Origin of the sequence: Rheinheimera oceanensis, assembly GCF_018831085.1 — a bacterium.
Taxonomy (GTDB): Bacteria; Pseudomonadota; Gammaproteobacteria; order Enterobacterales; family Alteromonadaceae; genus Alishewanella; species Alishewanella oceanensis.
In genome coordinates this window covers 185464-198661 of the sequence record NZ_JAGPNM010000002.1, presented here as the reverse complement: position 1 = coordinate 198661, position 13198 = coordinate 185464, and the positions used below count along the sequence as shown (strand labels likewise).

General features: G+C 50.5%; 11 protein-coding genes. 6 read left to right on the top strand and 5 right to left on the bottom strand.

Annotation, left to right across the window (positions count from 1 at the left end; genetic code table 11):
• Positions 1 to 176 precede the first annotated feature (176 nt).
• A complete protein-coding gene (locus tag J3B89_RS05530) occupies positions 177 to 1229 on the bottom strand; it encodes a S66 peptidase family protein (RefSeq protein WP_215396520.1) in 1053 nt (350 codons plus the stop codon).
• A gap of 146 nt (positions 1230 to 1375) precedes the next feature.
• On the bottom strand, positions 1376 to 2599 hold the full coding sequence (gene srmB / locus J3B89_RS05525; protein ID WP_215396519.1) for an ATP-dependent RNA helicase SrmB: 1224 nt from the start codon (positions 2597 to 2599) through the stop codon (positions 1376 to 1378).
• 126 nt (positions 2600 to 2725) lie between these two features.
• On the opposite strand from srmB, the gene J3B89_RS05520 reads away from it, so the two are divergent.
• The gene (locus J3B89_RS05520; RefSeq protein ID WP_251372262.1) at positions 2726 to 3379 is read left to right on the top strand and encodes a tRNA1(Val) (adenine(37)-N6)-methyltransferase; all 654 of its coding nucleotides are present in this window, start codon (positions 2726 to 2728) and stop codon (positions 3377 to 3379) included.
• Positions 3380 to 3389: 10 nt separating this feature from the next.
• Here the strand turns inward: J3B89_RS05520 and fldB are convergent, their stop codons facing one another.
• Positions 3390 to 4004, bottom strand: coding sequence for a flavodoxin FldB (gene fldB, locus J3B89_RS05515; protein WP_252349447.1), 615 nt, complete (start codon positions 4002 to 4004; stop codon positions 3390 to 3392).
• 36 nt (positions 4005 to 4040) lie between these two features.
• Between fldB and xerD the strand changes: the two genes are divergently transcribed.
• From xerD to J3B89_RS05495, 4 genes are all read left to right on the top strand, one after another.
• A complete protein-coding gene (xerD, locus tag J3B89_RS05510) occupies positions 4041 to 4958 on the top strand; it encodes a site-specific tyrosine recombinase XerD (RefSeq protein WP_215396516.1) in 918 nt (305 codons plus the stop codon).
• A 19-nt stretch (positions 4959 to 4977) separates the two neighbouring features.
• The gene (gene dsbC / locus J3B89_RS05505) at positions 4978 to 5691 is read left to right on the top strand and encodes a bifunctional protein-disulfide isomerase/oxidoreductase DsbC (protein WP_215396515.1); all 714 of its coding nucleotides are present in this window, start codon (positions 4978 to 4980) and stop codon (positions 5689 to 5691) included.
• 9 nt (positions 5692 to 5700) lie between these two features.
• A complete protein-coding gene (gene recJ, locus J3B89_RS05500; protein WP_215396514.1) occupies positions 5701 to 7437 on the top strand; it encodes a single-stranded-DNA-specific exonuclease RecJ in 1737 nt (578 codons plus the stop codon).
• A gap of 84 nt (positions 7438 to 7521) precedes the next feature.
• Positions 7522 to 9519 (top strand): sensor histidine kinase, encoded by a 1998-nt coding sequence (locus tag J3B89_RS05495; RefSeq protein ID WP_215396513.1) that lies wholly within the window; start codon positions 7522 to 7524, stop codon positions 9517 to 9519.
• On the opposite strand, the gene J3B89_RS05490 is transcribed toward J3B89_RS05495, so the two are convergent.
• Together J3B89_RS05490 and J3B89_RS05485 are read right to left on the bottom strand one after the other, a co-directional pair.
• Positions 9471 to 11003 carry a sensor histidine kinase gene (locus J3B89_RS05490; RefSeq protein ID WP_215396512.1) on the bottom strand — a complete coding sequence of 511 codons (1533 nt, stop codon included), beginning with the start codon at positions 11001 to 11003 and terminating at the stop codon, positions 9471 to 9473. The two genes, J3B89_RS05495 and J3B89_RS05490, sit on opposite strands and share 49 nt — an antisense overlap.
• A complete protein-coding gene (locus tag J3B89_RS05485; protein WP_215396511.1) occupies positions 11003 to 11872 on the bottom strand; it encodes a substrate-binding periplasmic protein in 870 nt (289 codons plus the stop codon). The genes J3B89_RS05490 and J3B89_RS05485 overlap by 1 nt, the downstream gene beginning before the upstream one ends.
• A gap of 195 nt (positions 11873 to 12067) precedes the next feature.
• On the opposite strand from J3B89_RS05485, the gene prfB reads away from it, so the two are divergent.
• Positions 12068 to 13166, top strand: a protein-coding gene (gene prfB, locus J3B89_RS05480; RefSeq protein WP_215396510.1) for a peptide chain release factor 2 whose coding sequence is annotated in 2 segments (ribosomal slippage) — positions 12068 to 12142 and positions 12144 to 13166 — 1098 coding nt in all. Because the reading frame shifts where the segments join, the coding sequence is not laid out codon by codon here.
• Positions 13167 to 13198 lie beyond the last annotated feature (32 nt).

Sequence of the window (13198 nt, the reverse complement as noted above, 5' to 3'; positions counted from 1 at the left end):
GCATTACTCACACCGACACGCCGTAAATACTTCCCTGTAGGCTCGATTATAAACTTCATCCATGAAGTTTATCCTGCGGACCAGCACAGCTGTTCAAATTCGCTCCCGGCGAATTTGTCAGCATCCTGGCCTGCAACGGTCGGCTTAGAGTAATCCGAATCCTCTACTGGTCAGCATTAACTCTGAAACACGCTTTCCAATAAACGGAAGCTGCCGGCATCGGCATCCAGCTCAACGCGGCCACCTACCGGCACAATAAACTGCTGGCGTATGTGGCCAATCATGGCGCCACGGTAGGCCGGTATATTCAGCGGTTTAATATGATCGTCAAAAATCTGATCCATTGTCAGCCAGCCGTAGCCACCGCTGGGGCGGCAGGCGGTGCATTCACCGAAAATAAAACCGGCAATTTTATCCAGTGCGCCCATCAGTTTTAGTGTGCTTAGCATGCGATCTACGCGGTAGGGGGCTTCTTCTACATCTTCTAAAAACAAAATTTTACCGCTGAAATCAGGCAAATAAGGTGAGCCTGCCAGTGCGGTTAACACCGTAAGGTTACCCCCTACCAGTTCACCCTGCACTTTACCGCCGGTAATGGTTACCGTACGGTTTTGCCGGGCTACCAGCTCGTCTTTGGCGTCCAGCACATTTTGGTACTGCATTAACTCGCGATCGAAAAATACCCGCTGAAACTGATCAGCATTAAAGCTGTTCCAGCTACCGGTGCCATTAGGGCCATGGAAGCTGACTAAACCGGTTTGGGCATGAATAGCATTATGCAGCGCAGTAATGTCGGAATAACCCAGTAAAACCTTGGGGTTGTTGCGAATAAGCTTGTAGTCCAGCAAAGGCAGTAAACGGGCTGCACCTGAGCCACCGCGCAGGCAGATAATGGCTTTTACCTCTTTGTCGGCAAACATGGCATTAATGTCGGCAGCACGCTCTGCGTCGGTACCGGCCAAATGGCCACGGCGGGCGGCAAGGTGTTTGCCGGTTTTTACCTTAAAACCAAGCGCCAGCATCACCTCCTGTGCAATCTGTAAATCCAGGGCTTCATCGGTGGCTTTAGAGGGGCTAACCAGGGCGACGGTATCGCCTTTGTTTAACGCCAGTGGTAACAGGCGCTTGTTATTACCGCCTGTAGGTGCGGCCAATACACTGCTGCAACCGGCCAGCGGTAACAGGGCGGCGGTCAGGGCACAGCTTTTTATAAATTGTCTTTTGTCCATTAAGCAACTCCACTGGCTATCAATTCACTGGGCTAATAATTTATTCAAACTACCAATAGCAGCTTAACTAAATAATTCCAAGATTGCACAGCAAAAATGCGATAGCCGCCGCTGTTTTTGCGAGCGGCGGTTGCCGGTGGTTAAGCTTATTTCTTTGTGTTTTTAGCGGCTTTTTTCGCTGCGGCCTTGGTGGGCTTTTTCTTTTTTACCGGCACTCTGGCTTCTTTGTTTTTCGGCCTTAGCGCTTCTATCACCCGGCGTTTTAGTTTTTGTTCTACATAGCGTTCTACTTTAGCCAGAATGGCCATATCGTGCGCTTCAATCAGTGATATCGCGGTGCCTTTTTTGCCTGCGCGGCCGGTGCGGCCAATGCGGTGCAGGTACACGTCGGCACTGCGTGGCATATCAAAGTTAATCACGTGGCTTACATCATCAATATCCAGGCCGCGGGCGGCAATATCGGTTGCCAGTAAAATATTTACCCGGCCAGAGCTGAAACGCTCAACCGCCTGCATACGTTTATCCTGCGGCATTTCGCCCTGTAACCAGCCGCAGCGCAAACCGGCAGTTTCCAGCTGGCCGGTAAGGCTTGCCAGGCGCTCGCGGGTTTTAATAAACACTATGGTTTTGGTTACATCCGGTTGTTTTAGCAGATGAATAAGCAGTGCCAGTTTATGCTGGGCGTCGTCAGCTAAATGTACCCATTGCAGAATTTTGGCATTTTCTTTACGCGATGGTATGGCTTCAATACGTTCCGGCTCTTTTAACGCGCGAGCGGCAAAACGTTCTAAATTAGCGCCCTCCAGCGTGGCTGAGAATAAAAATGTCTGCCGGCGACGACGGGCTTCCAATACTATGCGGTTCATCTCGCCAATAAAGCCCATGTCCAGCATGCGGTCGGCTTCATCCAGAATAAGCAGTTCTACTTCATCAGCCTGAAAGCTTTCTTCATCCAGGTATTCGGTTAACCGGCCGGGCGTGGCGATAAGAATATCGTTGTTTTTTTCCAGCGTATCTTTGTGGCTGCCGTAGTTAATACCACCGGTGATCACGCCAACATTAAGCTCGGTAAACTGGGTAAAGTGTTTAAATTCGTCATATACCTGATACGCCAGCTCACGGGTTGGTGTCATCACCAGTACGCGGGCAAAGCCCGGATCTTTGCGGCCAAAGTCGAGCAGGTACTGAATGGCAGGCAGCACAAACGCCAGAGTTTTACCGGTGCCGGTAGGGGCGCTGGCCAGCAAGTCTTTACCTTCCAATGCTAATGGGATCGCCATTTCCTGGATCAGCGTGGGCGCCTCGAAACCACGCATGCTAATAGCGCGGTTAATATCATCGTCCAGTTGAAAATCTGCGAATGTTGTCATTTTGTCCTCAGCATGGTTGCCTGCCCGGTGACACTACGCCTGCTTCGCCGTAAACTGGCGGCGGAGGTGCTGATGTCAGCCGGATTTCAATGTAAAAAATTTTATGTCGCTCATGATCGGTGCGCGATGAAAGTAGGCACCGACGGTTTATTGCTTGGCGCCTGGGCACCAGTGCCTGCAGCAGGCAATATTCTGGATATTGGCAGCGGCAGTGGCCTTATCAGCCTGATGCTGGCACAGCGCAGTAACGGAGCTTTACCTATTACCGCAATTGAACTGGACAGCGACGCCGCAGAGCAAGCCTGCGAAAATGTGGCACTTAGCTGCTGGCCCGACACTATACGGCTGATAAAGGGCGATATTCTAACGTATCAGCCCGGCGAACGTTACCGTTTAATTGTGTCTAACCCACCTTTTTTTCAGCAGGCGCTCAGCGCCACAGATGCAAAGCGGCACCAGGCGCGCCACAACGACAGGTTACCTTTTGCTGCGTTGTTGCAAAAAGCAGCTGAGCTATTACACAGCGAAGGTGTTTTTGCACTGATATTACCGCCTGGCAGTGCGCAAAACCTGTTAGCACTGGCACAGACGCAGGGCTGGTTTGTCACGCAATATTGTGCAGTGCGCAGCAGCGACACTAAACCTGTGTTGCGGTTGTTGTTATGTTTAAGCCGTTATCCGGCGGATACCGAACATACCAGCCTGACTATTCATCAGGCCGGTGGTGACTACAGCGCGCAGTACAAAGCGTTATTACGAGATTTTTATCTGAAGTTTTAGCCAGGCTTATTTACAGCTGGCTGGCAATTTCCTGCAAAATCTGGCTTACCCAGTCGTTTAAACGTGCATCGGTTAAGTCGTACTGGTTTTCATCGTCCAGTGCCAGGCCATAAAACAGCCCGCCGTCTGCTGTCAGGGCTTTAGAGGCAATAAAGTCGTAGCCGGCTGCAGGCCAGTAACCAATGCGCTTCGGGTTTTGCGGTGCTATGGCGTCGTGCAGCATACCCACGGCGTCAATAAACCACTCAGCATAACCAAGCTGATCGCCCATACCGTAAATGGCGACAATTTTGCCGTTTAAATCTACGCTGCTAATGTCATCCCAGTGCGCTTCCCAGTCTTCCTGAATTTCGCCAAAATCCCAGGTCGACAAGCCAAGAATGAGAATATCGTAGTTGGCCATTTGGCTTAATGGCACCTGTTTAATATTGTGCAGCTCTACTGTGTCGGCACCAATTAATGCTTGAATTTTCTCCGCGACCATTTCGGTATAGCAGGTAGTTGAGCCGTAAAATAAACCGATTTTCATGTCTGTCTTATTACACCATAGCGCCAGCAGCAAAGACGCGCAGTGTAACAGAATCATGCTACCTTCAAAATCCCGGCTTTGCGCCAAAGCCGCCATGCGCTAACATAGTTTGAGTTTTCAGAGTAGGCAGCGATGGCAACAACAGCAGTACAACCTGATGCAACAGATCTGCAGCTGATCAGTCAGTTTCTTGACCAGCTGTGGCTGGATAAAGGTGTCAGTGAGCATACACTGAGCGCTTACGGCACCGATTTAAAAAAGTTCGCCGCTTTTATCGCCGGGCAAAACCGGCATTTACTCAGCACCGACAGCATGCTGGTAAACCGCTATCTGGCACAGCGTTACGACAAGCAATACAGCCCGCGCAGCACCTCACGCGCGTTAAGCAGTTTGCGCCGTTTTTACGCCTATGTGCATCAAAGCGGTAAAATAGCCGACAACCCGCTAACGCAGTTGCTAAACCCTAAACTGGGCCGCAGCCTGCCTAAAAGCCTGTCGGAGCAAGACGTAGAGGCGCTGCTTAATGCACCGGATTTAACGGATCTTATTCAGTTTCGTGATAAAGCCATGCTGGAGCTTTTGTACGCCAGCGGTTTGCGGGTGTCTGAATTAGTTGGGCTGTCGATGCAACAACTTAACCTGCAGCACGGTCTGGTAAGGGTAACGGGCAAAGGCCAGAAAGAACGGCTGGTACCTATGGGCGAAGAGGCCGCACACTGGCTGACACGCTATTTACGCGAGGCCCGGGTACAGTTACTTGGCGGACAAATGCTGGATGTGGTATTTCCAAGCAACCGGGCGCAGCAGATGACACGGCAAACCTTCTGGCACCGTATTAAGTTTTATGCCAAAGTAGCGCACATTCAGGCAGAGCTGTCGCCGCATACGCTGCGCCACGCATTTGCCACCCATTTACTGAACCATGGCGCAGATTTGCGTGTAGTACAAATGTTGCTGGGCCACAGCGACTTATCTACCACACAAATTTATACCCATGTCGCGCAGGCGCGGTTACAAAGCCTGCATCAGCAACATCATCCGCGCCCTTAGGCGGAAAACAGGAAACAGTATGAAAAAGTTTGTATTAGCGTTATGTAGCCTTGGATTTATTACCGCAGCCAGTGCGCAAAGCACTGATATTGATGCGCAGCATAACCTGGTTAAGCAACAGTTTGCGATGCTGAATTTATCAGTGAATGCCATCTCTGAGGCGCCGCTGGATGGGTTGTTGCAGGTATTTACCAACAGAGGCCTGTTTTTTACCTCAAAAGACGGCCAGTATTTTATTGAAGGTAATATTTACGACTTAACCAACAAAGTGCTGGTTAACGATGAACAAATGCGGCCTTATATTCAGCAACAGGTTGCGGCAAATAAAAGCGGCACTATCGAATACAAAGCCAAAAACGAAAAATACGTTATTAACGTATTTACCGATCCCAGCTGCGGTTATTGCCGCAAGTTACACAACGAAATGAAAGACTATAACGACGCTGGCATTACAGTACGCTATATGGCATTTCCGCGCGGTGGCCTGACATCTGAAACCTATCTGCAAATGCAGCACATCTGGTGCACAAAAGACAGCCGGGGCGCGATGAACGCAGCAAAAGAGGGTAAAAATGTTAAACCCGCTATGTGTAATAACCCGGTAAAAACGCAGTATGAATTAGGCCAGTCTTTTGGTATCAGCGGTACACCGGCCATTATTATGCCAAACGGGCGCTTAATTCCTGGTTATCAGCCTGCTCAGGCATTGTTAGCCCAACTGCAGGCGGAATAACAGCCGCCTATGTCTGCAGTAAAGCGTTTTATTCAACGCCGGGTTATGCCCGGCGTATTACCTGACTTACCTGATAACACCCACCCTGTGCTTAAGCAATTGTATGCCTGTCGCGGGGTAAAGCATGCCGATGAGCTTGAGCGTGGCGCGGGCTGTTTATTGCCGTTTCAGCAACTCAAAGGCATAGATGCCGCCACAGCGTTATTAATTAACGCTCTGCAACAGCAGCAACATATTGTCATTGTTGGTGATTTTGATGCCGATGGCGCTACCAGTACAGCGGTGCTTATGAGTGGCTTGCGTGCTTTTGGCTTTAAATCACTGGAATATCTGGTGCCTAACCGTTTTGAATACGGCTATGGTTTAACCCCTGAAATGGCCGGGCTTGCCGTAGCGCAGGGCGCCGAGCTGATAGTAACTGTGGACAATGGTATATCGGCTATCGAAGGTGTTGCACTGGCAAAAAAAGCCGGTGTTAAGGTACTGGTAACCGATCATCACCTGGCTGGCAACGAGTTGCCCAACGCAGATGCTATTGTAAACCCGAATCAGCCAGACTGCAGCTTCCCGAGCAAAGCGCTGGCAGGTGTTGGTGTTGCCTTTTATTTGCTGCTGGCACTACGCGCCGCACTGCGCGAGCAACAGTATTTTACCGGACGTCAGCTGAGCGAGCCCAACCTGGCAGAATTGCTGGATTTAGTTGCGCTGGGCACGGTGGCCGATGTGGTGCCGCTGGACAGCAACAACCGCATTTTGGTGCATCAGGGGTTAATGCGTATTCGTAGTGGCAAATGCCGCCCCGGTATTCAGGCGTTAATTGATGTCGCCAACCGTAATGCGGCTAAACTGACCGCCAGCGACTTTGGCTTTGCCTTAGCCCCACGGTTAAATGCCGCCGGCCGGCTGGATGATATGTCACTGGGTATAAGTTGCCTGCTGGCGAATGATTTAGGCTTAGCCCGCCAGTATGCTGCTGAGCTGGACAGCTTAAATGTTGAGCGCCGGGCGATAGAGCAAAGTATGCAGACAGAAGCGCAGGCGTTTTTAAGCCAGTTGTCATTTGATGGCACCGAACTGCCTGAGGCATTGTGCTTATACCGGCACGACTGGCACCAGGGCGTGATTGGTATTTTAGCCGGGCGTATTAAAGAGCAGTTTCACCGGCCTACTATCGTATTTGCCCAGGGCGATGAGGGCGAGCTTAAAGGTTCGGCGCGTTCAATAAGCGGGCTGCATATCCGCGATCTGCTGGAGGAAATTTCCAGCCAATACCCTGGTTTAATTAAAAAATTCGGTGGCCATGCCATGGCGGCAGGCTTAACCATCAGTGTAGATCGTTTAGATACGTTTAAACTGGCGCTTAGCTTAACAGCAAAAAAATACCTGACAGCAGAGCAGCTTACAGCAGTGATTTACAGCGATGGCGAACTGCCGGCAGAGTGTTTTGATCTTGGCTTTGCCCGGTTGCTGCAAAGTGCCGGCCCCTGGGGCCAGGCGTTTCCTGAACCGGTATTTGATGGCGAATTTAACCTGGTAAGCCAAAAAATGCTGGCTGACCGGCATTTAAAAATGATGCTGCAAACTGCTGATGGCAAGCTGATAGATGCCATCTGGTTTAATGCCGACAATAAAGCCTGGCCGGATGTTAACGTACAAAAAGTACAGCTGGCCTATCAGCTGGATATTAACGAATACCGTGACAAGCAAAGTTTGCAGTTAATCGTGCGGCATATGGTTGCAGTTTAACCGGCCAGAGCAAAAGCCTTGCTGTAACCCAAGTGCCCTGCTAAACCTTAAGCTGAATATAAGGAAATTGCTCAGGAAGTAGTAATGGACTCGACATCAGCTGCAAACACCTCTGCTGCTACTGCGCGGCAGGGGCAGCAATTGCTCGCACTGCAGGCCAGAATATTGGCCTCACCGTTATTGTTTTCCAGTGACACCAACCTGGCCTGGCAATTTCTTACTAAACAAATCAGCAAGGCATTGTACGCCGACCGCGTTAGTATTTGGCTGTTTAGTCAAAGCGATGTGCTACAGTGCATCGATTTATACCAGTACAAGCTTAACAGCCACAGCAGCGACGTATGTTTGCAGCGCAGTAACTATCCGAAATACTTTAGCGCCTTACAGCAACATGCGCTGATCGCGGCGTCGGATGCGGCCAGCCATCCTGCGATGGCCGAGTTTAATGATGGTTATTTGCAAACTGCCGGTATCCGCTCAATGTTAGATGCTGTTATTCAGTCTGAGCAGGGGCTTAGCGGCGTGATCTGTGTCGAGCAGGTGAGCAGCCGGCGCTGCTGGTCGGTAGATGAACAGCATTTTATTGCCGCTATGGCATCGATGGCCAGCACCGTACACACCTTTAGCCTGCACTTACAGCTGCAGCGCGAATATCAGTTAGTGCTGGAGCGTCAGGACATGGCCAGCCGCAATGCCCGCATTGGTTTTTGGGAGGCCAGCGTCAGTAATGGCGAACTGTGGTGGTCACCAATGGTGTACGACATCTTTGGTGTTGACCCACAGCAGTTCTCCCCCAGCGTGGAGCTGTTTTATCAGCTGGTACATCCGGATGACAGGGCCATGGTGCAGCAGAGTGAGTTACAAGCACAGCTACTGGGTGAACAGAATGTAGTGCATCGGATAGTGCTGCCGGATGGCAGTATGCGCTGGGTACATGAAGTGGCAAAATGGACCTCGCCGCAGGGTTCTGAACCGGCAAGGCTGATAGGCTCAGTACAGGATATTACCCAACAGCAACAAACCCGCTGTGAACTGCAGCAGTTTTTCTCATTGTCACGCGACATTCTTTGCATTGCCAATAAGCAAAATTATTTTGAGCGGGTTAACGCTGCTTTTAGCCGGATAACAGGCTATAGCGAAACCGAGCTGCTAAGCCGGCCCTACACCGACTTTATTCATCCGGATGATTTAATCAGCACCGATGCTGAAGTAAACGAGCAGCAACAGGGGCGGGTAACCTCTGGCTTTTGTAACCGCTACCGGCACAAAAACGGTCACTATATTACCTTGCAATGGTCTTCGGTGCTCGACCCCGCCAGTGACAAGTTATATGCCTCGGCGCAGGACATTACCGAACGTTTGCAACTGGAGCGGATAAAAAATGAGTTTGTCTCTACAGTCAGCCACGAGTTGCGCACACCACTAACGTCGATTAACGGTGCTCTGGCACTGGTAATGTCTGGCTGCGTCGGTGAGTTACCAGACCAGGTGGCGCAGTTGCTACAATTGGCCAACAATAATTGCCAGCGCCTTACCAGCCTGATTAACGACTTACTGGATATAGAAAAGTTATCTGCCGGCATGATGCAGATAGTATTGCAACCGCAACCGGTAGTGGCATTGGTGCGGCAAAGTGTGGTTGATAACAGCCCGTACGGCAGGGACAGGAACATTCAGTTACAGCTGCAAACAGGTTGTGATGAGCAGTTGTTAATTAATGTCGACAGCCTGCGCTTTTCCCAGGTAATGGCTAACTTGTTGTCCAATGCTATTAAATTCTCACCTGATGCTGCCACCGTGTTGGTGCAGATAGAGCAACAACACCAGCATGTACGGATCAGTGTTACTGATATCGGGCCGGGTATAGCTGATGCTTTTAAAGCGGCAATTTTTCAGCGTTTTTCGCAGGCTGACAGCAGCGACACGCGGCAAAAAGGTGGTACCGGCCTTGGGCTGGCGTTGTCAAAACAACTGACAGAATCCATGCATGGCAGTATTGGTTTTAGCTCCAGCACCGGTGCAGGCGCCTGTTTTTATGTTGATTTTCCGCTTTGGTCAGGCAAAGCGGCCGCAGATGCCTGAGGTAAACTAAACCAGAACAGGCTACCGCCTTCTTCTGCTACACGGTAGCCAACCTCGCCACCCAAACGGGTGACAATACGTTTTACGATAGATAAGCCTAAACCATGGCCATCGGCACTTTTGGGTGAGAAGCGCTGGAAAGTACTGAATAAGCCTGCTTGTTGTTGTGCACTGAGCGGCACACCGTTGTCGCGGATCCAGAAGATCACCATACCGTCCGGCGTAGTATCAGCACTCAGCCGGATAACCGGTGGCTGGCCGCCGTATTTAATTGCGTTAGACAGGTAGTTTATCCAGACTTCTTCTACCCACTGCGGATAACCGGTTGCTATCGGCCAGCTGCTGGCCACTTCGATAGCGGCCTGATGTTGGCGGGCAAAGTTTTCTAAGCGCTGCAGCGCGTTGTTGACCAGTTGCGCCATATCCAGTGGTTGCAGTGTGACATTCTGCTGTTCGCGCATGCTGGCCAATAACAACAGGGCATTGATAATGTCATTCATTTTGCGGGAGGTGGTATCAATGGTAGTCAGGGCGGCGTGTTTTTGTTCTTCCGACAGCTCGATAAAGGTGGCATTAAGTAAGCGGCTCATACCTATCAGGCTGGTTAACGGATGTTTTAAATCGTGTGCCACGGTATGAGCATAGGCATCGAGTTCTTCATTTTGTCTGGCTAACTCTGCCGATTGTTGCTGCAGTAAACTGTTTTTATGCTGCAAATCGGTGGTACGCCGCGCCACCTGCTGCTCTAACTGAGCGGTATTGTTGTTTAGTTGTAGTTCTATTTCATTACGCCTGGCTAGTTCATGCTTAATACGATGTTGCAGCCGGTTAATGGCGTCAACCACCTGGTCCAGTTCGTCGTGTCGCACCGGCCGTCGTAATTGCAACGGGTGTTCCAGCCGGTTCAGGTCCAGATGGCTGGCAAACTGCGCCATAGAGCGCAGGTGACGGCTAACAGCAAAGCGAAAAATCAGTAACATCAGCCCTGTACTGAGCAATAAAGCACTGACCGTAACCAAAGCAATATTGCGGCTTTGCTGCCATAAATGCTGCACAATACCATCGGCCATTAACTGTACCTGCAGTGTTCCGACCGGGTGTTGTTCACCATCAATCTGATAGTAAATCGGGTAATGTTTGCTAACCAGAGTGGTGCTGAACTGCGGATGTTGCCGGTTGATCTGTTGTTGTAACTCATCTTTCAGGCTGACTGCACCGACATGCTCCAGTTGGGCAATACCGTCCAGCAAGGTATGAATACGGTGGATATCAACCTCCCACAGACCTGCAGCCAGGCTTGGCAGATAGCTTTTTTCAATATTGTCAAACTGCTGCTGTACGGTGGCCATTTCATGGCGGTAAAGGCTGTAACTTAAACCAGCTGTCAGTAAGATTGAAAGCAGCAAAGCTGCCAGCACCATAGTAATAACCACTCTGGTAGCCAGGTGATGGTGCAGCGGCTGTGAGGGTAAGCTGTAGGGCATTAGTATCCAAGCTCCGGGTTAAACCACAGGTTGTCATCCTGCAGTGGCGTATCCGGGTGCAAAAACGGATTATTAAGGCGGATAACCCGGCGTTTGGCTAGCTCAGCCTGTGCAATAGTGCCGGCAAAATGCTGCAGAAATAACTGCCGCATGCTGCCATCGTGCAGAGCAGAACGCAGGCCTTGTTCAATCGCCTGGGCCAGCTGTGGTCGGTTGGGGTTAACAAAATAATACAGCGGTGCCGGGTAATACAGCACCAGATTGTCTGCGATAGCTAAATGGTGCCCGGCCTTTGTTTGCAACTCAGACTGTATTTCGCTGAGTGATCTGGGAAAATAATCAACCCGCCCCAGTTGTAGCATGGCAAACATGCCGTGGTAATAGGTGCTGGGAGTAACATTAAATTGATTATGCTGCAGTATCGGCAAGTCTGGCCAATCGTGGCCTTGCACCGCGCGCAGTGCTTGTAATTGCGCAGCAGTGGTAATGCTGGCAAAACTGGCCTTATCTTGTTGGCGTATCAACAGCAAACGCCAGCCCAATAAACCCCGGTCTATCGGGATCCGCACCGGCAGCAGATTCTGCTCACGTTCTGCTGATGCAAAAGTCCATACCACATCCATACCATTACCGCTTTCCAACTGACGCAAAGTACGCCACTGCGCCTGATCGCGCTTGCTGGGTACCGGCTGGTAATGGCTGCCGGACTTTTCCAGTGCCAAATGCAGTAAAGCTATCGGATAATGACCGCGTGGATCGTCCAGCATAGTAGCAGGCCAGGAGTAAATCACCGGCTCGGCAGCACAGCGCAGGGCACTAATCAGCATTATGAAGAACAGATACTGCTGTATGGTGAGGTAGGAGCGCAATATACAGTGTCCCTGCTGAGCTTTTGCCAAACAGCATAGCGGCTTAACTCTGTTGCAGGCAAGTTAACAGCGACAAATTCCGGCGTAATTTATGCTGCCGGAAAAATCCACTACAGATGACTGCACTGCCTGCGATAAATTTGCTACAATCGCCGCCTGTTTTTTCTCCCAATATTCAAGGTTACGGCTAACAGCATGTTTGAAGTTAATCCGGTGTACAACAGCATTAAAGATCTGACTGAACGCACTAACGTGCTTCGGGGGTATCTTTGACTACGATGGCAAAAAAGAACGCTTAGAAGAAGTCTCACGCGAGCTGGAAGATTCGGCTATCTGGAATACGCCGGACAAAGCTCAGGCACTGGGTAAAGAGCGGTCGGCACTGGAACAGGTAGTTGGCACCATCGACAAGCTGGACCAAGGCCTGGAAGACGTTAAAGGCTTAGTTGAGCTGGCAGTAGAGGCAGAAGACGAAGAAACCTTCGAAGAAGCCAAAACCGAGCTTGCCGACTTAGACAAACAGCTGAGCCTGCTGGAATTTCGCCGTATGTTTTCCGGTAAACATGACCAAAACGATTGCTACCTGGACATTCAGGCCGGTTCCGGTGGTACTGAAGCGCAAGACTGGGCCAGCATGTTAATGCGTATGTACCTGCGCTGGGGAGAAGATAAAGGCTTTAAACCTGAACTATATGAAGTAACCGACGGCGATGTGGCCGGTATTAAAGGCTGTACCATTAAATTTAGCGGCGAATACGCCTACGGCTGGCTGCGTACTGAAACCGGCGTGCACCGGCTGGTACGTAAAAGCCCGTTCGATTCCGGCAACCGCCGTCATACCTCTTTTGCTTCGGTGTTTGTGTCGCCGGAAATTGACGACGATATCGAAATTGATATCAACCCGGCCGATTTACGCATTGATACCTACCGCGCCTCAGGTGCCGGTGGTCAGCACGTTAACCGTACCGACTCTGCTGTGCGTATTACTCACTTACCCACCAATATCGTGGTGCAGTGCCAGAACGACCGCTCGCAGCATAAAAACCGCGACAACGCCTATAAGCAACTGCGTGCCAAGCTGTACGAGTTTGAATTGCAAAAGCAAAATGCCGAGAAGCAAGCACTGGAAGATACCAAATCGGATATCGGCTGGGGCAGCCAAATTCGCTCTTACGTGCTGGATGACTCGCGCATTAAAGATTTACGTACCGGTATCGAAACCCGTAACACCCAGTCGGTGTTAGACGGCGATCTGGACAAATTTATTGAAGCCAGCTTAAAAGCCGGGCTGTAATTGTTAATTAACTAAAACTTCGACTTCAATCA